Origin of the sequence: Isoptericola sp. NPDC057191 (assembly GCF_042670225.1) — a bacterium.
Taxonomy (GTDB): domain Bacteria; phylum Actinomycetota; class Actinomycetes; order Actinomycetales; family Cellulomonadaceae; genus Isoptericola.
In genome coordinates this window covers 1-22,619 of the sequence record NZ_JBHUWC010000052.1, presented here as the reverse complement: position 1 = coordinate 22,619, position 22,619 = coordinate 1, and the positions used below count along the sequence as shown (strand labels likewise).

Here is a 22,619-nt window from a genome sequence, read left to right as displayed (position 1 = left end):
CCGCCGGAGACCTGCTCCGACGGGCCGTCGCGCTGCTCCGGTGCGGCGGCGCTCAGCCCAGCGTCACCGCGTCCAGCGCGTCGACCATGCCGTCCCCGAAGAACGAGTTCTCCTCGGGCGTGCCGACGCACGCCGGCCCGACCGGCGTCGTGCCGCAGGGCCGGTCGTCCGCCTGGGCACGCACGGCCTGCTCGAGCATCGCCGGCGTCCAGTCCGGGTGGGCGGACTTCATGAGCGCGAGCACGCCGGCCACGTGCGGCGACGCCATCGACGTCCCGCTCTTGGTGTCCCACGTGCCGTTCAGCTCGGTGGAGACGATCGCGCTGCCGGGAGCGGCGACGTCGATCTTGCCGAGCCCCCGGTTGGAGAACGAGCTCAGCGCGCCCGTGCGGGTCACCGACGAGACCGTCACGACGCCGTCCGCCTCCGTCGGGATGTCCTCGCAGCCGGAGTTGATGGTGCGGTCCACCGGGGTCGAGTCGTTGGGGCTCGACGTGTCCTGCGTGTTGTTCGCCAGATCGGTGGACGCGTTGCCCGCGGCCGCCGCGTGCACGGCGCCCCGGTCGGTGGAGAAGTCGATCGCCCGGCGCACGGCCTCCTTGACGGCCGCCTGGTCGGGCTGGTCCTCGCACCAGTACATGAACGGGTCGATGTAGTAGGAGTTGTTGGTGACGTCCATGCCGTGCAGGCCGGCCCAGACGAATCCGCAGACGGCGTACTCCGGGTAGATGAAGCCGTCGTCGTTGACGACCTTGACCGACGCCATCTTCACGCCGGGCGCGACGCCGACGATGCCGAGGCCGTTGTCCGCCGCAGCGATCGTGCCGGCCACGTGGGTGCCGTGGTCCGACGTCGTGGGCAGCCAGCCCGTGGGCGACGTGTCCGGACGCCCGGCCGTCGTGCAGTTCACCGACGCCGCGGTGTCGACCTGGGTCGCCAGGTCGGGGTGGGTGGCGTCGATGCCCGAGTCGAGCACGCCGACCAGCACGTCAGGCGAACCGGGGTTGATCTCGATCGCCTGGTCCGCCTTGATCATCGCCATGTCCCACTGGGTGGCCTCGCCCGGGTCCGGGACGGCGGTCGCGGCGTCGTCGCCGCCGACCTCGGCGCCCGGCTTCTTGGTCACCGCGGACTTCCACGGCCCGCCCTTGGCACCCGGCACGTCGGCGACCGCCGCCGGCGTGCTCTCGGAGACCGGCACGGTCCGCGTCAGGCCGACGGACTCGACGGCGTGACCGCTCGCGCGCCGCACCACGTCGGTCCGGAAGCTCGCGTGCGCGGAGTGCGCGACGACCACGCCGATCTCCGGCCAGGACTGGACGACCACCCCGCCGGCAGCGACGACGGCCCGTTCGGCGAGCCGCGTCTGGCCCGGGTTGGCGTGCTTGGCGTTGACGACGTACGAGAAGGTCTGGCCGTCGGGCGTGACGACCGGGACCGGGGTGGACGGCGGTTCGGCGGCTGTGTCGCTGGCGACGGCGGCACTGCCGACACCCGCGAGCAGGAGGGCTGCGGTGGCTCCGACGGCAACCAGACGCGCGCGATGGGTGGTGCGCATGCTCATGGTCTCCCCTTCGTGAGGCGCGGCCGCCACAACGGCGGCCGTCAGGGTGACAGTAGATCGAGAGCGCGCTGAATGTGAGGTGAACCACATCGGCCAGGAGGCGGCCCCGGGTCAGAGCGAGCGCAGCAGCCGCTTCAGCGTCCGCCTGTGCCGCGAGAAGTCGAACGACCAGTCGGACTTGTACGCCTCCTTGGACCACCCGCCCTCGGGGTGCCGGACCCGCGGCGGGTTCCAGAGGTAGTGCAGCCGCACGCCGAGCGGGAGCGCGACGAGCACCTCGTTGCGGGCCGTGTAAGCCTCCTGGGTGAGCACGATCATGTGCTCCAGCCGCTCCGCGAAGATCGCGTTGAACATCGCCGACCCGCCGAAACCGGCGACCACCCGCGCGTTCGCGAAGATCGCCGCCTGCCGGCCGAGCGAGTAGTCCTCGGGGTAGACGACCTCGAAGCCCGCCCGGGCGAAGTAGTCCTCCACGTCGGGCCGGTTGAGGCACCTGCGGTTCCCGAGCGTGTCCCGCCGCGAGGCGAACACGCGGTCCCAGGTGGGCCCGGGCTCCGCCGTCAGACCGTCCCGGATCCGCCGCCACACGGCGCGGATCTCCGGGTGCACGTAGTAAGGCCGCGCGTTGTGGAACATCGGGGTCGCCGCGTACATCGACTCGAGGTACACGGGGTGGTCGACCGCCACGACGTCCTCGGCCGCGATGCCGTAGGCCGTGAAGACCGTGCGCTCCAGGGCGGGGTCCCGCTCCCCCGCGTACCGCAGCCGGAAGATCGCCTTGAGGTCCGGGTCGTCCTGCTTCGCCTGGTCCCACCCCCAGAGTCGGGAGATGACCTCGGTCATGAGGTGGCCGTAGTGCCCGGAGTTCTCGGAGTCGAGCAGGTAGTACGACCCCGGCAGGTCCTCGGTCGGGCGGGCACGGTCCGGGATGCGCGCGAAGCTCGCGTTCGCGTCGACCAGGCGCCGGTTGCGGGTGTTCGACAGGTGGTGGCGGAACGAGTCGGGCAGGATCTCGTTCGCGGTGAAGGTCAGGGCGTGGCTGACCAGCCCCACGCGGCCGCTGTAGTGCCGCAGGTGCAGCGGCGGCACGTCGACCGTCGGGTCGAGCCCGCGCAACGGCTTGGACGCCCCGTGCGACTCGATCGTGGTGTGCGACGCGAACCGCTGGGCCGGCAGCCGCGCGAGCTCGTGCACCGTCGTGTCCTGCAGGGCGCGCGTCGACAGCATCCGGTCGGCCCACTCGTCGGTGAGCTTGAGGTAGTGCCTGCCCTGCTTGCGCACCACGATCTCGCCGGGATCCTGGCGCACCTCGGCCACCGCGCGGGACAGCTCGGGACGGTCGCCGCCCGGCTCGCCCTCCGAGAGGGCGCGGGAGAACGCCGCGAGCCGGACCTCGAGCGGGTTGCCCTTCTTGTACCCCCGCAGGGCCGACCGGGGGATCACGTACTCACCCCCCGGCGTGAGGTGGAAGAGCAGCCGGCGCATCGCCGCCTCGTGGTCCCGCGGCCACCGGTACCGCGTGTCGACGACCCGGTCGACCGGTCCGTGGACCTGGAGGTGCCAGTGCGGGTTCGCCTCCTCGTCCCACCGCAAGAACCGTTGGTGCACCCCGTCCAGGTGCCACTCGTCGTGCCACGTCGGGGCGATGACGAGCAGGTCGTCCTCGCGGTAGGGCGCGAGGAGGGCGCGCAGCTCGTCGGGAGGCACGTCGTCCGCGATGACCGCGACGCGGCGCCTGCGGCCGGCGTCTGGGGCGCGCGCGTCGTCCGAGGGGTCAGGTGCCACGGCGGTCTCCTCGCGCAGGGGTCGCGAGGTCCCAGTATGCGTACGTGCCCGCCACGGGTCACGTCCGCGGACGGCGCGCCGGGAGACCGGCGCGCCCCCTACGGCCGCAGGCCGGAGGCGACCGCCGGCTCGAGGTAGGGCGCGAGCGTCCGCGAGAACGTCGCGGTCAGGTGCGAGGCGTCGAAGTAGACCACGAGGTCCCCGACCACGGCCGGGCAGACGTCCTTCGTGCAGGTGAACCCGGTGAGGTCGAGGGTCGACACCGCCGGGTCGTCGAGGGCCTTCGCCGCGTCGTACAGAGGGTCCGGCGGGAGCCACTTCGACCGGGGCCCGGCACACTCGTCGGGCGACGACGCCTCGGCGAGGCAGTTCGGCACCGAGGGGATCGTGTGCTTCGGGTACGGCATGTCGCGCACGACGAGGGCCGGCGTGCCCGTCGCGGCGAGGTCCTCGAGGTATCGCGTGTACCCCTGCGCGACGGCCGCGTCGTTGTCCGCGGGGGCGGTGTCCGCCGCGGCGTACGGCGTCAGCTGGGACGTCATGACGAGGTCGAACCCGCCGTCCCGGACCTCGTCCAGGACGCGCTGCCCCCAGGCGTAGCACCCTTCGGCGTCCTGCGCGGTGCCGATCTGCCAGCGGGTGTCCGAGGTGGGGCACCGCGACGCGACGAACGTGGTGAGCGACCAGTCGTGCTTCTCGGCCAGCTCCTGCAGGGGCGGCAACAGGTTGCCCGCGTGCGAGTTGCCGATCAGCGCGACCCGGGTGTCGGCGTCGGGATCGCCGTAGTGGCACGTCGCCGTGCCGTCGAACGGCGGGGACTCCCAGCAGCCGTCCGCGTACGCGCTGGGCTTGTCGTCCGCCGCCTCGGCCGGGTCGAGGAGGAGGTCGCCGTCGCCCGTGACGTCGCAGTCCGCCCCCGGGGCCAGGGCGGCCGCGCCGACGCAGGGTCCGTGCGCGGCCTGCGCAGCCTGCGCGATGTTCGCGTCGACCCGCGCCTGCAGCGCGACGGACCCGCCGAGGGCCGCCCCGCCGATGAGCGCCGACGCCGCCAGGGCCACCACGACCGCGCGCCCCGACCCGGCGCCGGGGCGACCGCGCCGGAACCGGTCCTCGACGAACGGCTTCGTGACCGCGGCGAGCGCGAGCGCGCCCGCGAGGACGCTGACCCGGGCGAGGAGCCCGGGGTTGTGCCCGAGGGCGAAGGGCACCAGCACGACCAGCGGCCAGTGCCACAGGTACACGGAGTACGAGACGTCACCCAGCCACTGCACCGGCCGCAGGTCACCGAGCTGCCGGGGCGACCACCGCGTGCGGTCGCACCCTGCGGCGATGACGAGCGCGCACCCGACGACCGGGAGCGCGGCGGTGTAGCCCGGGAACGGGAGCTTGCCCGTGTAGGTCAGGACGGCGGCCAGGATCATCGCGAGGCCGAGCCAGGCCACCGGGGTGCGCCAGCGCGGCGCGAGCCGGACCGTCACCGTCGCCAGGAGAGCACCGACGCCGAGCTCCCAGAGCCGCGTGGGGGTCACGAAGTAGGCGCTCGCCGGGCGGAGCGCCGTCGCCACGACGGACCACCCGAACGACACGACGACGATCACGGAGATGGCGATCGACGCGCGACGCACGAGGTTCCCGCCGCGGCGCGCGGTCCACCAGGCGACCAGGGTCAGCACCAGGGGCCACAGCAGGTAGAACTGCTCCTCGACCGACAGGGACCAGTAGTGCTGCACCGGCGAGGCGGCCGCCTCCGCCCCGAGGTAGTCCACGGACGAGGCGGCCAGCGACCAGTTCTCGACGTAGAGGGCCGAGGCGCCGATCTCCCGCAGGGTCCCGGCCCACATCGTGCTCGGCGCCAGGAGGAACGTCGCCGCCGCCGTCACCAGGAGGACGAGGAACGAGGCGGGCAGCAGCCGGCGGACCCGTCGCGCCCAGAAGTCGCGGAGGTCGCGGCCGTGCCGCGGCGGGCGACGGAGCAGGTGGGAGGTGATGAGGAAGCCGGAGATGACGAAGAAGACGTCGACGCCGACGAACCCGCCCGGCAGCCTGCCCGGCCACAGGTGGTACGCCACCACGGCGGCGACCGCGACGGCGCGCAGCGCCTGGATGTCGGTCCGCGCCTCCCGCCCGGGCGACGCCTTCGTGCCCGCGCTCTGAGTCACGGCCTGAGCGCTCTCCAGCACACCTGTCCTCTCGTCGATCGACCGGGCCCTGGCGGGCCCCGACACGCTACGCCCGGCTGCCCCGCCCGGCGCGTCCGGCTACCGGCGCGCCAGGCGCCGTCGGACGCCGGCGGTCAGCCGGCCGAGACCCCGGCCGGCGCGCCCCCGCGGCCGGGCCGGCGGCTCCGGCAGGGGCGGCAGCTCGAACGGCCGTCCGGCACCGGGCCGCGGCGGCACGGGGAACGCGTCCAGGAGCGCGTCGAGCGAGATCGTCAGGTCGGGCAGCGTCGCGTCGCCACCCAGGGCGACGAGGTCGAGCGCCGCGAGGTCCTCGGCGAGGACGTCGTGCGTCGCGACCCGGGACTCGTCGAGGGTCGAGAAGAAGTCCTCGAACTTGAACATGTCGCCGCCCAGCGGGTGGTCCGACACCCGGAGCCAGACCCACGGCACCTCGTACGCCTGCGCCACGATGACGCCGTGCAGCGACGTCGACACGCACACGTCCGCGGACGCGATCTGGTCGACGACCCGCTCCAGGCTCTGCGAGACGTCCACGACCGTGACGCCGGTCGTCGGGTCGTCGCCGAGGTACTGCTGGTGCGCGTAGTGCGGCACGAAGGCCACCTTGGCGCGCGGGCCAGGGCCGGGTGCGGCGGGCTGGTAGAAGCGGGGCAGCAGCAGGCCCGGGTCGCCGTACACCTCCGGCACGTCCCAGCCGAGCTTCGTCACGAGCTCCTCGCGGGTGCGGCGGCCACGGACCGCGTGCACCCGGACGTTCTTCCGGCCGCCGAGCCGCTCGAGGGTCGCGCCCCCCAGGGGGTCCATCAGCCCCGTGCCCCACACGTCCACGTCGGGCCGGTCGATGGACCGGAAGATCGACCCCACGCTGTAGAGCGCGGGCCGCAGGTGCCGCTGGCGCCGGGCGTTGACCGGCTCCATCCCCGAGATCCGCTGCACCAGCCACGGGCCGATCGCGTCACCGAAGTTCGACCGCTCGTCCCACCAGAAGACGGGGACCTGCCCCTTCTCGAGTGCCGCGACCTTCACGCCCTTGGCGGGCGTGCGTCGTACGGCGCCGTCCAGCCACCGCACCCAGCGCACGGCGAGGGTGGCGACCTCGGCCAGCTCGGCCCGCCGGGGCGAGTCCCGGACCGGGCTGCGACCCAGCACGTGGTGCTGGACCGGCTCGGCGAGCAGCGGGGCCTTGCCGATCAGGGCGTTGCGCAGCGCTCGCCGGCTCACGGTGCTCGCGCCGGTCACCGTCGTCGTCGCGGCGCCGTCCGCCAGGACGACCTGCACCTCCCACTCGTCGGGCGACGTCCCGGCGACGACGGAGCATCCGTCCGGGCGCGCACGCACGACGGCGCGGGGGCCGTCGGCCAGGAGACGCGTCAGCTCCTTCTCGAGCATCGCGCTCGGCGTCTGGGACATCAACACACTTCCTCAAGTCCTTCGGGGGGCCCGCCCGCCGGGGTGCGACGCGCGGTGCCGCGCACTCTACTGCGGATGGCACGCCCGACGGGACCGCCCCCGGCCCGCGGACCGGTCCCCTGCCCCGCTCGAGGTCGTCAGGCGCCCAGCGGGTCCGGCTGCGCGACGCGCACCGGAGGGACCTTCTCCGGGTGCGGCTGCCCCTCGAAGACGTTCGCGTAGCTGTTGGAGATGTGCCCGACGTCGATGGTGCGGACCCCGGCCTCCGCGAGCCGCCCGGCGAGGACCGTGCCCGCGGGGCCGAGCGCGACCAGGCACAGGTCGACGCCGGGACGGTTGCGGACGTCGTCCACCAGCCGGTCCAGGTCGGCGAACGCGTTGCGCGGCTCCGAGTACACGAACTCGTGCCCTGCGAGGTTGTCGAACAGCTGCGGGACGAGGTCGAAGCGCGACCCGCGGCCGGTCACGATGGCGACCCGCTTGCCGGCCCACACCTGCCGCCACAGCTCGACCGCCTCCTCCCGCAGCGCCTGGAAGCAGTCGGGGCGGGAGACGTGGCTGTTCCCGAACCGGACCTCCGCGGGCAGGATCGGCTGGACCTCGTCCCAGATGACGGACCACATCATCGTGTTGTGCGCGGTCCAGAACGCCCGCGGCCATCCGACGAGCAGCCCGTCCCGCGGGCGCCCCAGCACGTCGCGGAGCGACTCCCTCAGCTCGCGGCTGTTGACCTGGAAGCCCAGCTTGTAGAACGGGTCGACCATGAGGCGCAGCTCACCGTCACCGAACCGCGCGAAGCTCGCCTCGCCCTCGGCCAGGGCCGTGAGCGTCTCCCGGTAGCTCATCTGGCGCGCCGCGACGAAGGCGTGCACGTCCTTCATCGTCGGTGCCGTCGTCGCGATCCGCAGCGTGCGCAGCTCGTCGGCGTTCCGGGCCGACTCCGCCCGGACCTTCTCCAGGAGCACCGACTGCGCCCGGAGCGCCTTCGCCATCGTCTGCAGCTGCTTCTGCGTCCTGGTGGCGGAGCTCTCGGCCGCCCGCGCGGCCGCCTGCGCGACCTTGACCTGCTTCTCCGCCGCGGCGGCCGAGCGCCCCAGATCTGCCGCCGCGCGCCGGGCCGCCTGCACCCATCGGCGCGGTCCGCCCATTCCCGTCTCCGTTGCCACGACTTCCCTTCCCTCTCTCTGGTGCTGGAATCTAGGCTGCCCGGGAGGACAGGGCAAGGTGGTCCCCCCCCGGGGACCCGCTCGGGTGCCGTCCTCTCACCGGTCGTGCGCGAACCCCCTGGCTCTGCCGCGGTTAGCATGGTCCGTTGGCCCTGTACCCCGACGAAGGCTCTCTCCCGTGGCTCTGACGCCCTCCTGCACGCCCCGCCGCACGGGTTCTCGGCCATGAGCCAGACGCTCGACGCACCCGGGCGCGTGACCGCCCCCCGCCCCCCGGCGAAGGTCCTGCGGTACGAGGTCCAGGCGCTGCGCGCCCTCGCCGTGCTGATGGTGGTGCTGTTCCACTTCTGGCCCGGACGCCTCCCCGGCGGGTACGTCGGCGTCGACGTCTTCTTCGTGATCTCGGGCTTCCTCATCACCGGCCACCTCCTGCGGGAGGTCGAGACCACCGGCACCGTGGCCCTCGGGAGGTTCTGGGCGCGACGCGCGCGCCGCCTCCTGCCCGCCGCCTACCTGGTCATCGCGGTGTCGGTGGTGGTGACGCTCCTCGTCGTCCCCATGACGCAGTGGCAGCAGTGGTTCCGTGAGGCGATCGGGGCCACCCTCTACGTCGAGAACTGGGTGCTCGCGGCGGACTCGGTCGACTACCTGGCCGCGGAGAACGCGCCGTCGCCCGTCCAGCACTACTGGTCGCTCTCGGCCGAGGAGCAGTTCTACCTCGTGTGGCCGGTGCTCGTGCTGCTCGCCACCCTGCTCGCGGCGCGCGGCGGCCGCTCGCGACGCGGCATGACGGGCGCCGTGCTCGCCGCCGCGACGCTCGCGTCCTTCGGCTGGTCCCTGTGGCTCACGACCTCCAACCCCTCGTCCGCCTACTTCGTCACCACGACCCGTGCCTGGCAGTTCGGCGCCGGAGCCCTCCTCGCCGTCGTGCTCGCGCGGACGGCCGTCCCGGCGGTGAGCGGGCGGTGGCGCTCCCTGGTCAGCTGGGCCGGGCTCGCCGCGATCGCGGCGTGCGGCCTCGTCTACAGCTCCCGGACCCCGTTCCCCGGCACCGCCGCCGTGCTGCCCGTCGTGGCCACGCTCGCCGTCATATGGGCCGGTACGCCCTCCGCGCGCCTCAGCCCGTCCCCGCTGATGCGCTGGCGCCCCGTGCAGTACACCGGCGAGGTCTCGTACTCCCTGTACCTGTGGCACTGGCCCGCGATCGTGATCCTCCCGTACATGGTCGGGCACACCCCCGGCCTCGTGGAGCGCGTCGTCCTGCTGGTCGCCGTCGTGCTCCTGTCGGCCGTCACGAAGCGGTACGTCGAGGACACCTTCCGGTTCACCCACCGCTGGGGCCTGCAGCGCACCGGTCGCGCGCTCGGGCTCACGGCCGCGACCGCCGCCGTGCTCGCCCTCGTCGCGGGTGCCGGGCTGGCCGTCGCGGACCATCGCGCGCAGCAGGAGGAGGAGCTCGCCGCCCGGCTCGTCGCGGACATGCCGCCGTGCTTCGGCGCCGGGTCGATGGACCCCGAGAAGCCGTGCGAGAACCCCGACCTGGACGGCATGCTCGTCCCCGCGCCCGAGGCCGTCGGCCGCGACTTCGCGAACTACCCCGACTGCTGGGTGGACGGCGACGAGGACCGCCTCAAGGAGTGCTCGTTCGGGCCCGTGGACGACCCGAAGGTCCCGCACGTCGTCCTCATCGGCGACTCGCACGCGCGCGCCATGCTCCCCGCCTTCATCGCGATGGCGCAGGAGGGCACGATCAGCCTCACGCCCCAGCTCAAGGCCACCTGCGCCTGGACCACCGGGACCATGAACTACGACAACCCGCTGCGGTCCTCGACGTGCGAGACGTGGAAGGACCAGCTGCAGCCGTGGCTCCTGGACCACGCGGACGACATCGACCTCGTCGTCACGACCGGCTACCTCAAGATGCTCTCCGGCGACGCCGACCAGCAGCGCGACGAGATGGCGGCGGCCTGGCGCCCGGTCGCCGCGAAGGGCGTGCCGATCGTGGGGCTGTCGGACAACCCGTACCACCCCACGGGCCCGTCGCGGTGCCTGGAGAAGCTCGACGTGATCGAGCCGGACAGCTGCGACACGACGCGCAAGAAGGCGTTCCCGTTCCCCGAGACCTTCGCCGCCACGGCGCGGGAGGTGCGGGGCGCGAAGTTCGTCGACCTGACGGACTACTACTGCCTCGAGACGACCTGCCCGTCCGTCATCGGCGGCGTCAACGTGTACCGCGACAACAGCCACCTCACGACGACGTACACCAAGACGATGTCGCCGTACGTGCTGCGCGAGCTGCGCGCGGCCGGCGCGCTCGACTGAAACGCATGACCGTGCTGGCCGGCCTGGGCGTCGTGCCCGCCGCGCCGCGTCAGTCGCGCAGCGCCCACGGCCAGTCGTAGAACGGGTCGGCCACGGACCAGCCGTCGCCGTAGCGCTCCGCGAGGAACGCCTCCGGGCGGGCCGGCACCAGCAGCTCGTGGCCCTTGAACGTCAGGGTCCGCGGGGGCAGGACGATGTCCGTGTCGATCGTCCGGAGCTGCATCTTCTCCATGTGCAACGACGTCGTCGCGCCGTCCACGAACAGCGGGAACACGTCGACGTGGAGCTTGGTCTGCGGGTCGTGCAGGTGGAAGTTCGTGTAGGAGTTGGGCCGCGAGACCCGCCAGCCCTTCTCCTGCAGGCTCCGGCGGAGGTCGGCGAGCAGCGGCTCGCCCTCGGCCCGGTCCGCGGCCTGCAGCGGGACCATGAGGTCGACGTCGTCGTCGTGCGCGAGGAAGTCGCCCTCGCGCACCGCGCCCAGCAGCGTGCCGTAGGCCAGCATCGTCGGGTAGCCGCAGGCCTCGAGCACCTCCGCCGCGTGCTCGATGGTCGCGATGTAGCCGTCCGACTGCTCGCGGAGCCCGCCCACGTCCACGATGCCGTGCCGGGTGAGCACCGCCCGCGGTGCGCCGAGCACCTCGCCCGCACGGTTGACCTCGTCGCCGAGCCGGTGCAGGTCCGCCTTGGAGCGCAGGACGAACTGGAACGCGCGCATCGACGTCGCCGTGCCCGGCGCCCGGTACCGCTCCGCCGCCAGCAGGTGGCCCAGCAGGGCCCACTCGTCGTCCGAGAGGGCCTCGTCGTCGCCGAGCCGGTCCGTCGGCAGCAGGGACGCGAGGAGGCGCTGCTCCGTGGCGTCCGTCGTCAGGAGCCCCTCGCGGGCCCTCTGCGCCAGCCGCGCGAGCACCTCGGCCCGTGCCGTGCCGGCGGTCTCCGGCGACGCGAGCACGGACTCGTCGACCGGCTGCCCGGTCAGGCGCGACAGCAGCTCCAGGGTCTGGCGCACCACCCGGTCGGAGTCCACCGTGACGACGAGGTCGGGGCCGTCGTCCGCGCGGCCGACCGCCACGCTCAGGGCGCGGGTGCGGACGCCGTACCCGTCGAGCCGGTTGAAGACCCGCACCTCGTCGGCGTCCACGGGCGTGTCGAACCGGACGGTCCACCACGGGCCCGTCTCCCGCGCGGTGCGGATGCCGCCGAGCCCGAACGGCGAGCGGTCGTCCTTCGTCACGTCCGAGCTCTGGGCCACCGTCGCCGTCGCGAGGTCGACCTCCACCCGCTTGCCGCGGCGGAAGAGCTCCAGCCCGCGCAGGTCGAGCTGTCGCTGCCCGTCGCGCGGGAGGGAGAACCGGATCTCCGACACGGGACCCGCGAACCGGACCGGCAGGTAGTTGGCCCCGATGCCACCGAAGTACCCCAGCGACGGGAGCAGTCGGCGGGTGCCGCCCTGCCGGAGCAGGTCGCTCGGCTCCCGGCGCGGCAGCCGCTCGGTGCGCCGGCGCGGCGCACCCGTGCGGTGCAGGAGCGGGCTGGCGTCGAGGAACGCCCGGTGGTCGAACCGGATCGCCTCGTCCGAGAAGGTGAAGACCTCTTCGAGGAGCTCTCGTGTCACGGGCTGCGCCGCCGGGTCGAACCGGTGGGGCGCGCGCAGCTTCTGGACGCCGCCGAAGTAGTCGTGGAAGGGGAACGCGCCGCCCCGGGGCGCGTCCGACTCGAGCCACGCGTTCGGGATGCCGTAGGCGTCGGCGACGACCAGCCCGTGGAGCACCGACGACACGATCCGCCGGCACGACAGGAGGTCGCGGAGCACCGCCTCGACGTCGACCCGACCGGCGTCGATCAGCAGGACACCGGGTCCGTACGTCGCCTCCGCCCAGCGTCGCTCGGTGCCGCTGACGACCACCCCGTAGTCGTGCGTCACGGGCACCTGCGGGGCGTGGACCAGCGGGAGGAGCAGCGCGGGGTCGCCGTAGACGGCAGGCACGGGGATGCCGAAGCCCTTCGACGCCGACAGCTTGGCGCGCGTCAGCGGCCCGCGGACCGCGGTGTACGCCGCCCCGGCGGGCACCTCCGTCACGTCCTCCGTCCCGTAGGCGCCGGTACCCCAGAAGATCGTCTCGTCGGTGCCCTGGCTGATCACCGAGCCGATGACGGCGTAGTGCGGCCGGGTCCGGTCCGCGACCTTCGTCGCCCGGCCGGTGAGGCGGCCCACCAGCCACGGCGACAGCGCGTCGCCGAAGCTGGGGCGGAACGTGAAGTAGTTGACCGGCACCTTGCCGTCGGCCAGGACCAGGTCCGCGGCGACCTCGTAGTCGTCGAGGAGCCGGCGCGAACGCAGCTCGGCGACGGGGTCCGGCCGCCCGCGGCCGGCGCGAGCCTTCCCCGCTGCGCGGCCGAGCCGCTCCCGGGCAGAACGGTAGATCGACATGTCTGTGCTCCGGTGCTGAGTCGGTCAGTTGTCCAGGCCACACGCGTCGAGCACGCGGACCGACGCGTCGTCCTCGTCGCGCGGTGCGAGCTCAGCGACGAACCTATCGTGCGCGGGGCGCCGGTCAGTCACGGAGCGCCCAGGGCCAGTCGTAGAACGGGTCCGGCGTCGACCAGGTCTCCCCGTACCGCTCGGCGAGGAAGCTCTCGGGGTCCGCCGGGGCGAGCATCTCGCGACCGTGGAACGTGATCGGGGCGGGCGGGAGGACGGTGCTCGTCGGGACCGGGCGCAGCGTCATCTTCTCCATGTGCAGCTGCGTCCGCTCGCCGTCGACCAGGAGGGGGAACACGTCGACGTGGAGCTTCGTCGTCGGGTCGCCCAGGTGGAAGTTCAGGTGCTCGTTCGGGCGGCTCACCTTCCACCCCTTCTCCCGCAGGCGGGCGTGCAGGTCCCGCAGCACGTCGTGCGCCTGCTCCTGGGAGGAGGCCTGCAGCGGGATGAGCATGTCGACGTCGTCGTCGTGGGCCAGGAAGTCCTGTTCCCGGACCGCGCCGAGCAGCGTGCCGTAGGCCAGCATCGCCGGGTACCCGCACTCCTCGAGCACCGCCGAGGCCCGCTCCATGACGGCGACGTAGTCGTCCGACCGGTTCCGCAGCCCGCCGACGTCGACCAGGCGGTGCCGGGACAGGACCGCCGGGCGGGTGCCGAGCACCTTCCCGGCCCGGTTCACCTCGAGCTCGAGCCGCCGCAGGGCCGTCCGCGAGTCGAGGACCAGGTGGAACGAGCGCATCGACGTCGCCGTCGCGGGGAGCCGCAGGCGCTCGGCGGCGAGCAGGTGGCCCAGCAGCGTCCACTCGTCGTCCGTCAGGAGCTCCCCGTCCGGGAGGCGGTGGGTGCGGATCAGCGAGGCCAGGAGCCGCTGCTCCTCCCGGTCCGACGTGAGGAGCCCCTCCCCTGCGCGTCGCGCGAGCTCGGCCAGCACCTCGCCGCGCAGGGCGCGGGCGTCCTCCTGCGAGGAGAGCGCGGCCTCGTCGATCGTGCGCTCCGTGAGCCGCTCGACGAGCGCCAGCGTCTCCGCGACCACCCGGTCGCAGCTGGCGGACCGGACCTGCCCGAACGTGCCGTCGAACCCGGCCACCGCGACGGTGAGCGCCCGCGCGCGGGCTCCCCAGCCGTCCAGGCGGTTGAGGACCCGCACCTCGTCCACGTCGACCGGCGCGTCGAACGTGACCGCCCACCACGCGCCCGTCTCGCGCTGCGTGCGGATGCCGCCCATCGCGAACGGGCTGGCCGGCCCGCCCCGGCGAGGGACGCTCGAGCTCTGCGTGACGACCGCGCGCGACTCGTCGACGGCGACACGACGGCCGCCGGAGTAGAGCTCGATGCCGCGCAGGTCGATCTGCCCCTGGGTCGGCGGGAGGAACATCCGGATCCCGGTGACCGGGCCGCGCACCCCGACGCCGAGGTAGTTCACCGCGTTGCCGCTGAAGAGGCCCAGCGAGGGGATCAGCTCGGCGACACCGGCCTGGGACGCGAGCCCGGTCGAGGCCTCCGGCGCGACGCGACGCGGGGCCGACCCGGCGCCCGCGCGGCTCTTGCGGCGCAAGAACGGCGACGCGTCGAGCAGCGGGCGGTAGTCGAAGCTGATCGCCTCCCCGCTGAACTGCAAGGAGTCGCGCAGGCGCTCCTTGGTCACGGTGCCCTCGGCGAGGTCGAGCGTCTGGGGCTGCCGGAACTTCCCGACCGAGGCGAAGTAGTCGTAGAACTTGTAGACGCCGCCACGCGGAGAGTCGGACGCGAGCCACGCGTTGGGGATGCCGTACGCGTCCGCGACGATCAGGCCGTGCAGGGACGAGGTGACGATCCGCTTGCACGAGAGCAGCTCGCGCACCACCGCCTCGACGTCGCTGCGGGCGAAGTCGATCATCTTCACGCCGGGGCCGAAGTCGGCCTCGGCCCACCGGCGCTCGCTCCAGCGCACGACGACGCCGTACTCGTGCGTGACCGGCACCTCCGGCATGTAGTACAGCGGGAGGAGCAGGGCCGGGTCGCCGTAGACCTCCGGGACGTCGATGCCGAACCCCAGGTGCGCGCCGAGCTTGGCGCGCGTCAGCGGCCCCCGGACGGCGGTGTAGTGCGCGAGGGGCGAGACCTCCGCCTTGCCCTCGGTGCCGTAGGTGCCGCTGCCCCAGACGATCGACTTGCTCGTCGCCTGGTTGATGATCGAGCCGATCACCACGTAGTGCAGCTTCTTGCGGTTGGCGACCACGACCTCGCGGCCGGTCATCTTCTCCACGAGCCACGGCGACAGCAGGTCGCCGAAGTTCGGGCGGTAGGTGAAGTAGTTGACCGGCACCTTGCCGTCCGCCTCGATGAGCGGCGCGACCTCGTACTCGTCGAGAAGGTGACGGAACCGGCGCATGCCGAAGGTGTCGGGACGGCGACGACCGAGGCGCGTCTTCGCCTCCTGTGCGAGCCGGGCCCGGGCAGAACGGTAGATCGACATGTCTGTGCTCCCGTGCTGGAGGTCGGTCAGTGGCTCAGGCCGAGCGCGTCGAGCACGCGCGCCGACGCGGCTCCGTCGTCGCGGGGTGCGAACTCCGCGACGAACTTCTCGTGCGGTGCACGCCACAGGGACCAGTGGTCCACCGACAGGGCAGCCACCAGCGCCGAGGTGTCCGCGCACAGCGGGCCCGGCGCCACGTCGACCAGGTCGCGGTAGAACCCGCGCGTCGTCGACCCGTAGAGCTCGAGGTCCGGCACCAGGAGGTAGATCGGGCGGCGCAGGACGCCGTAGTCGAACATGATCGACGAGTAGTCCGTGACCAGGGCGTCCGAAGCGAGCATCAGCTCGTTGACGTCCGGGTGGAGGGTCACGTCGATGACGCCGTCCGGCAGGTCGCTCGACGACCCCGCCGTGTTCGCGTGCCCGCGGTAGAGCACCACCGTCCGCGGCCCGGCCGCCCGGCTCAGCTCGTCGAAGTCGAGGAACGCGACGCGCCCGTACCGCGCGCCCTCCTTGATGTTGTCCCGCCAGGTCGGCGCGTACAGCAGCACCCGGACGTCGTCGTCGAGCCCCAGGCGTGCGCGCACGGCCCGGCGCGTCGCGTCGGCCGTGTCGTCGACGAGCGAGTCGTTGCGCGGGTAGCCCTGGGTGACGATCGGGCCGGGGTAGCCGAACGCCCCGGGGAAGATCTGCGCGGAGTACTCGTTCTGCGCGAGCAGGTAGTCCCACGTCAGCGCCTCACGCTCCATGAGGCGGCGGTAGGTGAGGGTGAGGTTCGCCCCGGGCACGTCGTTGCCGATCCGCTTCAGGGGCGTGCCGTGCCACGTCTGCAGGTACGTCTGGTGCGACCCCTTGCGGAAGTACCAGGGCCAGTTGTTGTTGTTGACCAGCAGGGTGGCGCGCTCGAGCAGGTCGTACCACGGCGTCGAGTAGCGCAGCACGGGGGTGGCCCACTCCGGGACCGGCGTCGACAGGCACGCGACCGACCAGTACTGGGGCCGCGCGTCGCCGCGCCGGTGGAGCTCGCGGCTCAGGGCGAGCGGCGAGTCGCCGACCGACCGGCCGCCGAAGGACTCCAGGAGCACGGCGTCCAGCGGCTCCTGCTCCCCGCGCTGGTAGCGCAGGTAGAGCTGGTGCTGCGCGCGCCGGCTGCGGTCGCGGTCCTCCAGCGCGGTGCGCAGCCGCACGCTCACCGACCCGACCTTCGGGGTCGCCGTGACCGTCGCCGCCACCACGCCGTCCGTGCGGTCGAGGGGCAGCGTGCGCACCAGCCCGACGCCGGCCCGCGGACGCGCGACGACGTCGTCGACCGAGAGCGCCAGCACGAAGTTGACCGTCTTGGACAGGGTGCCGCCCACGGTGTCGACCACGGGGAGCACGACGTCGAACCCGCCGTCGGCGTCGAGCTCCAGGGGCACGGTGCTCCCGGCCGCCACCTCGTGCACGAGGGAGAGCGCGAGCCGCTCGCGGGGCAGGTCCTTGGACACCGCGGCCCAGCCGCGCACCCGCAGCCCGTCGCGGCTCAGGTCGAGCTCTTCGACCTCCCCCAGGAGGGGTCCGGTCTGGACCATGACGTTCCCGTACCGGGTCGATCCGACCAGCGCCCCCGCGCGGGTGAGCGGCTCGAGCGTCCGGCTCGGCTCCACCCAGGAGAAGCGCTGCTCCCGACCGCCCCCGGCGGGACGTGCGGCGAAGCCCCAGGTCCGCAGGCCCTCCGTGGGGAGCGCCTCGGGCAGCGTGAAGACCACGACGTCGCGCCCGTCCTCCGTCCGGCGCGTCCCCGGCACCGTCCACGTCCCCGCGCGGGCCACGCACGCGCGCACCGCGGGCAGGCTCCCCGCGACGACGAGCTCCACCCGGCGCCCGACGACCCGCACGTCCTCGACGGGGATGCGCGCCGACGTCATGCGCCGCAGCTCGAGGACGTCCGTCTCCGGCGCCGCGTCGAGGTACCACCGGCCGCCGGCGTCCAGCGGGCCGAAGGTCGGGATGCGCCCCGCCGCCCGCGGGTCGGGCAGCGGCAGCGGCGCGGTGCGCTCGACCCCGTCCACCCGGACACCCACCTCGATGCGGTACGGGGGCGACTGCAGCTCGTCCAGGTCGAACCGCACGCGGAAGCCGGAGTCCTCGTGGTCGTTCCACGGGTCCACCGCGCGCATGTCGATCGCCGCGTCCGCGAACCGCTCGACGCGGGCCTCCACCCGGTGGCCGAGCTGCGAGACGGCGGCCACGGTGATCTCGCTGCGGGTCCCGGTGAGGTCGACGAAGGCCAGGTAGGCGCTGCCCTCGACGGTCACCGCGCTGTCGTCGAGCACGACGTCGGCCACCCGCGCCACGACCTCGACGTCCACGGTGAGGTCGTCGACCACGCCGTCCGGACGGAGCTCCAGGCCGGCGAGGAAGTCGGGACCGAGGACGGGACGGCCGTCACGCACGACGCCGTGGACCTTCCAGGTCTGCGACTCACGGCGTGCCACCAGCTCGGTGACGTCGTCCCGCAGGCCGTGGTACGTCGCCGCCGCGAGCAGGCGGTCGTGCACCGGTACCTCGGCGAGCCGTTCGTAGCCGGCCATGTCCAGGAAGCCGCAGACCTCGGTGCGTAGGAACGACCAGTACTCGTCGTCCGTGCGCGGCACCTGCTCGTAGTAGGGGCGCATGTCGAAGCCGACGACCTTCGCCTCCCACGCCTGCCGCACCGGGGCGGGCGCGTCCCGCATCACCTCGTGCAGCTCGTCGAGCATCCGCCACCGGCCGGTGAGGTCGCGCATCGTGGACTTCTGCTGGGTGATCGACGACTCGTCGTCGCGGATCCGCCAGTGGCAGACCACGTCCTCCAGCACGTCGAACGTGCCGTGCAGGTACGCCTTCGCCGACGGCACCTGGTCCTCGTAGAGGCCCTCCGGGAAGCCGCCGACGACGCGCCGGAAGTACTCGGTGCGGAACAGCTTGGTCCAGGCGAAGACGTTCTTGAGCACGTCGGGCTCGTCGGCGATCGTCACGCTCGTGCGGGTTCGGTCGTGCAGCTTGCGCGCCCACGGCGGCATGTACCGGCCGCCCGACGTGTCGCGCAGCAGGGAGCCGACCGCGAAGTCGGAACCGCTGCGCGTCAGGGACGTCACCATGGCCTCGACGGCGTTCGGCGGCACGGTGTCGTCCGAGTCGACGAAGCACAGCATCGCGCCGCGGGCGTGCCGCACGCCCGTGTTGCGTGCCGCGCCCAGCCCGCCGTTCTCCTGGCGCACCACCCGCACCCGCCGGTCGCGTGCGGCGATCGCCTGCACCACCGAGATCGAGTCGTCGGGCGAGCCGTCGTCGACGACGACGACCTCGAGCCGCCGGTGCGTCTGCGCGAGGATCGACTCGAGGCACTCGCCCACGTACCGCTCGACGTTGTACACCGGCACCACGACGGACACGAGGGTCCGGCGGCCCGGGCGTCGCAGCTCGGTGACGCGCTCCCGCCAGGAGACCGGCAGGCGACGGTAGGTGGACCGCAGGAAGTTCATCAGCACGGTAGACATCAGCTCGCGTTCGGGCACGGAAGGACGGTTCCGGGAATCGGGGACGCCGCCGGGGGCGGCAGTGCGTCAGCTCACTCTAAGGGTCAGACGCGCTCGGACCAGCGTGCGAGGTCTCGCGACGCACGCGACGCCACACGGCGCACGAGGGTGCGCCGCCGGTCGGGCGGGACCGAGGTCCCCTCGTACCCGAACGTCCAGAAGTCGGCGGCGTAGAACCTCTCCAGGCGTGCCCGGAGCGACGCGGACACCTCGACGTCGCGGCTGGCGATCCCGCGCGTCCGCTCGCTGGTGCGCACGCGCGGCACCTCGGTGGGCACGCCGAGGTCGTGGCGCGCGTTGAGGTCCTCCAGCGCCGCCGTGAGGCCGTCCTCGAGCCGGTAGACCTGCGCGCCCGGGACGAGGAACTCGGACTGCGGGCGGATGTGGTTGTCGTGGACGTACGGGTTCGTCGCGAACTTCTCGAACCGCTCGACGGCCCACGCCTCGACGGCCTCCGCGTCCGTGGACAGCTCCTGCTTGTGCCGCATCACATACTCGGAGCGGAAGCGCGCCACCGGCTCCCGCACGACCGCGAAGACCGCGTCGAACCGGTGCAGCCGGAACACCTCGGCCAGCAGCTCGCCGTGCATGTGCTGCGGCGTGCAGCGGCGCAGGTAGTTGGGCGCCCCGCGCTGCATGCGGCCGTCGTGGTACGACATCTTCCAGCCGGCCGCGACGAAGTGGTCCTCCACCGACGACCCGCCGGTCTTCGGCACGTGGATGAACAGGACGTTGCGGCCGTCCTTGGTGAACACGGGCATGATGCGTGCTCCGCGATCCGTCAGGAGGAGTGCGGCAGGGTGCCGACCATCCCCGCGGCGACCGTCTTGTTCGACGCCTCGTCCACGAGGATGAACGCGCCCGTGCTGCGGTTCTGGCGGTAGGGGTCGACGAACAGGGGCTGGGTGACGCGCAGCTGGATCCGGCCGATCTCGTTGAGGCGGATCTCGGTCGCCTCCTCATCCCGGTGCAGCGTGTTCACGTCCACGCGGTACTTGACGTCCTTGACCATGGCACGCGCCCACCGGGTCGTGTGCTTGATCGCGTACTTCTTGCCCTGCACCAGCGGCGCGGACTCGTCCATCCAGCAGATCTGGGCGTCGATGTCCTGCAGCGCGGCCGGGGTGTTGTTCGGCCGGCAGATCATGTCGCCGCGCGAGATGTCGATCTCGTCGGTGAGCCGCACCGTCACCGACATGGGCGGGTACGCCTCCTCGACGGGGCCGTCAGCGGTGTCGATGCCCGCGATGGTGGTCTCGAGCCCCGACGGCAGGACGCGCACGGTGTCGCCGGCCTTGAGGACGCCGCTCGCGACGGTGCCCGCGTAGCCGCGGTAGTCGCGCGCCTCGTGGGACTGGGGCCGGATCACGTACTGCACCGGGAACCGGACGTCCTGGAGGTTGCGGTCGCTCGCCACGTGCAGGGACTCGAGGTGGCTCAGGAGCGGGCGGCCGTCGAACCACGGCGTGTTCTCGCTGCGGTTCACGACGTTGTCCCCGACGAGCGCGGAGATCGGGATGAACGTCAGGTCGGGCACGTTCAGGCGCGAGGCGAAGTCCGTGAACTCGCGGCGGATGTTCTCGAACACCTCCTCGGAGTAGTCCACGAGGTCCATCTTGTTCACGCAGACCACGATGTGCGGCACGCCCAGCAGCGTCGCGAGGAACGTGTGCCGGCGGCTCTGCTCGATGACGCCCTTGCGCGCGTCCACGAGGATCAGGGCGACGTCTGCCGTCGACGCACCCGTGACCATGTTCCGCGTGTACTGGATGTGGCCCGGGGTGTCCGCGATGATGAACTTGCGCTTCGGGGTCGCGAAGTAGCGGTACGCCACGTCGATCGTGATGCCCTGCTCGCGCTCGGCCCGCAGGCCGTCGGTGAGCAGCGCGAGGTCCGTGTAGTCGTTCCCGCGGTCCTTGCTCACCTGCTCCACCGACTCGAGCTGGTCCTCGAAGATCGTCTTGGAGTCGAACAGCAGGCGCCCGATGAGGGTGCTCTTGCCGTCGTCCACGGAACCCGCGGTCGCGAAGCGCAGCAGGTCGGCGGAGGTGTCGATCGCCTGCTGGGACGCGGCGCTCTGGGGCTGGTCCACGGTGCTCGTCTCGATGCTCGTGTCGGTGCTCTCGGTGCTCATGGCTTAGAAGTAGCCCTCTCGCTTGCGGTCCTCCATGGCGGCCTCGCTCACCTTGTCGTCGCCACGGGTGGCGCCGCGCTCAGTGAGGCGCACCGCGGCGACCTCCTCGACGATCTCCGCACGGGTCGTCGCCGTCGAGGCGACGGCGGCGGTGAGGTTCGCGTCGCCCACGGTGCGGTAGCGCACGAACCGCTTCTGGGCGGTCTCGCCGTCCTTCAGGGGCGTGAACTCGTTGACGGCGAAGAGCATGCCGCCCCGGTCCACGACCTCGCGCTCGGCGGCGAAGTACAGGTCGGGGAGGTCGATCTCCTCCGCCTCGATGTACGCCCAGATGTCCAGCTCGGTCCAGTTGGACAGCGGGAACACGCGGATCGACTCGCCCTGGTGGACCCGGCCGTTGTACAGGTCCCAGATCTCGGGGCGCTGGTTCTTGGGGTCCCACTGGCCGAAGTCGTCACGGAAGGAGAACACGCGCTCCTTGGCGCGCGCCTTCTCCTCGTCGCGCCGACCGCCGCCGAACAGGGCGTCGAAGCCGTTCTTCTCGGCGGCCTCGAGCAGCACCGGCGTCTGGATGCGGTTGCGGGAGCCGTTGGGCTCCTCCTGCACCAGGCCACGGTCGATCGCGTCCTGCACGGACGCCACGACCAGCTGGATGCCGAGCCGCTCGACCCACCGGTCGCGGGTCTCGAGCACGGACGGGAAGTTCAGGCCCGTGTCCACGTGCATGATCGGGAACGGGATCCGGGCAGGGGCGAACGCCTTGGCCGCGAGGTGCAGCATGACGATCGAGTCCTTGCCGCCCGAGAAGAGCAGACAGGGGCGCTGCATCTCGGCCACCACCTCGCGGATGATGTGGATGCTCTCCGCTTCGAGGCTGCGGAGCTGGCTCAGGACGTGAGACGTCACGACTGGGCACCTTCCTTGATGTCGACCCCGACCGAGGACAGCGCCGCGCGCAGGCGCGACGCGACGGCCGGGTGGCAGACGAAGAGATCGGGGAGCCAGGGGTCCTGGCGGTTGTACTCGAGCGGGGTGCCGTCCAGGCGGGTGCACTCCAGGCCGGCGGCGAGGGCGACCGCGACGGGGGCCGCCGAGTCCCACTCGTACTGACCGCCGCCGTGCACGTACGCGTCGACCGTGCCGTCCACCACGGACACCACCTTGACGCCTGCCGAGCCCATCGGCACGAGCTCGACGTCGCCGCGGTCGGCGAGGTCCTGCACGAACCGCGGCGGGCGGCTGCGGCTCGCGGCGAGGCGCAGCGGCCGTCGGCCCGCGAGCACCGCGTCGGCGTCCGACAGGTCGGCGCCGGGGGCGCCGGTGCTGAGCACGGCGTCGCGCGCCGGCAGCCCGACGGCCCCGGCGACGAGCCCGTCGGTGCGGCCGGTGCCGCGCTGCCAGAGGGCGACGTGCACCGCGAAGTCGTCGCGCCAGCCGCCGGCCCGCTCGCCGTCGGCGTACCGCTCGGCGAACTCGCGGGTGCCGTCGAGCGGGTCGATGATCCACACGCGCTGCGCGGACCCGCGGGTCCCGACGTCCTTCGCCTCCTCGGAGAGGACGGCGT

The 22,619-nt window shown here is 72.8% G+C and carries 13 protein-coding genes; 1 reads left to right on the top strand and 12 read right to left on the bottom strand.

From position 1 onward, the window contains the following. Nucleotides 1-52: 52 nt before the first annotated feature. From ACFT55_RS09260 to ACFT55_RS09240, 5 genes are all read right to left on the bottom strand, one after another. Nucleotides 53-1,564, bottom strand: a complete 1,512-nt coding sequence (locus ACFT55_RS09260) for a S8 family serine peptidase (protein WP_380243527.1) — start codon at nt 1,562-1,564, stop codon at nt 53-55. Between the two features lie 111 nt (nt 1,565-1,675). Further along, on the bottom strand, nt 1,676-3,349 hold the full coding sequence (locus ACFT55_RS09255; RefSeq protein WP_380243526.1) for a glycosyltransferase family 61 protein: 1,674 nt from the start codon (nt 3,347-3,349) through the stop codon (nt 1,676-1,678). Between the two features lie 98 nt (nt 3,350-3,447). After that, the gene (locus ACFT55_RS09250; RefSeq protein ID WP_380243525.1) at nt 3,448-5,508 is read right to left on the bottom strand and encodes an acyltransferase family protein; all 2,061 of its coding nucleotides are present in this window, start codon (nt 5,506-5,508) and stop codon (nt 3,448-3,450) included. Nucleotides 5,509-5,607: 99 nt separating this feature from the next. Beyond that, nucleotides 5,608-6,939, bottom strand: coding sequence for a polysaccharide pyruvyl transferase family protein (locus tag ACFT55_RS09245; RefSeq protein ID WP_380243524.1), 1,332 nt, complete (start codon nt 6,937-6,939; stop codon nt 5,608-5,610). A 137-nt stretch (nt 6,940-7,076) separates the two neighbouring features. Then, entirely contained in the window at nt 7,077-8,087 is a 1,011-nt protein-coding gene (locus ACFT55_RS09240) for a GT-D fold domain-containing glycosyltransferase (RefSeq protein ID WP_380243523.1), read from the bottom strand. A 243-nt stretch (nt 8,088-8,330) separates the two neighbouring features. Here ACFT55_RS09240 and ACFT55_RS09235 point away from each other — a divergent pair, with 243 nt between their 5' ends. Then, nucleotides 8,331-10,427: an acyltransferase family protein gene (locus tag ACFT55_RS09235; protein ID WP_380243522.1), complete on the top strand. Its 2,097-nt coding sequence runs from the start codon at nt 8,331-8,333 to the stop codon at nt 10,425-10,427. A gap of 49 nt (nt 10,428-10,476) precedes the next feature. Here the strand turns inward: ACFT55_RS09235 and ACFT55_RS09230 are convergent, their stop codons facing one another. The 7 genes from ACFT55_RS09230 to ACFT55_RS09200 form a co-directional block, all read right to left on the bottom strand. Beyond that, on the bottom strand, nt 10,477-12,855 hold the full coding sequence (locus tag ACFT55_RS09230) for a LicD family protein (protein ID WP_380243521.1): 2,379 nt from the start codon (nt 12,853-12,855) through the stop codon (nt 10,477-10,479). Between the two features lie 124 nt (nt 12,856-12,979). Then, nucleotides 12,980-15,361, bottom strand: coding sequence for a polysaccharide pyruvyl transferase family protein (locus ACFT55_RS09225; protein WP_380243520.1), 2,382 nt, complete (start codon nt 15,359-15,361; stop codon nt 12,980-12,982). 26 nt (nt 15,362-15,387) lie between these two features. Next, nucleotides 15,388-18,882, bottom strand: a complete 3,495-nt coding sequence (locus ACFT55_RS09220; protein WP_380243519.1) for a CDP-glycerol glycerophosphotransferase family protein — start codon at nt 18,880-18,882, stop codon at nt 15,388-15,390. Nucleotides 18,883-18,965: 83 nt separating this feature from the next. Next, nucleotides 18,966-19,682, bottom strand: coding sequence for a sulfotransferase family 2 domain-containing protein (locus ACFT55_RS09215; RefSeq protein ID WP_380243518.1), 717 nt, complete (start codon nt 19,680-19,682; stop codon nt 18,966-18,968). A 20-nt stretch (nt 19,683-19,702) separates the two neighbouring features. Then, nucleotides 19,703-21,055 carry a sulfate adenylyltransferase subunit CysN gene (gene cysN, locus ACFT55_RS09210; protein ID WP_380243517.1) on the bottom strand — a complete coding sequence of 451 codons (1,353 nt, stop codon included), beginning with the start codon at nt 21,053-21,055 and terminating at the stop codon, nt 19,703-19,705. A gap of 3 nt (nt 21,056-21,058) precedes the next feature. Continuing rightward, nucleotides 21,059-21,961, bottom strand: a complete 903-nt coding sequence (gene cysD, locus ACFT55_RS09205) for a sulfate adenylyltransferase subunit CysD (protein ID WP_380243516.1) — start codon at nt 21,959-21,961, stop codon at nt 21,059-21,061. Beyond that, nucleotides 21,958-22,619: inositol monophosphatase family protein (locus ACFT55_RS09200; RefSeq protein ID WP_380243515.1), on the bottom strand; the 662-nt coding region annotated here is incomplete at its 5' end. The genes cysD and ACFT55_RS09200, both read right to left, overlap by 4 nt.

Excerpts from the sequence above, each read along its gene's own strand:
- ACFT55_RS09260 (WP_380243527.1), bottom strand. The coding sequence starts at position 1,564 with ATGAGCATGCGCACCACCCATCGCGCGCGTCTGGTTGCCGTCGGAGCC.
- ACFT55_RS09245 (WP_380243524.1), bottom strand. The coding sequence starts at position 6,939 with ATGTCCCAGACGCCGAGCGCGATGCTCGAGAAGGAGCTGACGCGTCTC.
- ACFT55_RS09240 (WP_380243523.1), bottom strand. The coding sequence starts at position 8,087 with ATGGGCGGACCGCGCCGATGGGTGCAGGCGGCCCGGCGCGCGGCGGCA.
- ACFT55_RS09235 (WP_380243522.1), top strand. The coding sequence starts at position 8,331 with ATGAGCCAGACGCTCGACGCACCCGGGCGCGTGACCGCCCCCCGCCCC.
- ACFT55_RS09230 (WP_380243521.1), bottom strand. The coding sequence starts at position 12,855 with ATGTCGATCTACCGTTCTGCCCGGGAGCGGCTCGGCCGCGCAGCGGGG.
- ACFT55_RS09225 (WP_380243520.1), bottom strand. The coding sequence starts at position 15,361 with ATGTCGATCTACCGTTCTGCCCGGGCCCGGCTCGCACAGGAGGCGAAG.
- ACFT55_RS09220 (WP_380243519.1), bottom strand. The coding sequence starts at position 18,882 with ATGTCTACCGTGCTGATGAACTTCCTGCGGTCCACCTACCGTCGCCTG.
- ACFT55_RS09215 (WP_380243518.1), bottom strand. The coding sequence starts at position 19,682 with ATGCCCGTGTTCACCAAGGACGGCCGCAACGTCCTGTTCATCCACGTG.
- cysN (WP_380243517.1), bottom strand. The coding sequence starts at position 21,055 with ATGAGCACCGAGAGCACCGACACGAGCATCGAGACGAGCACCGTGGAC.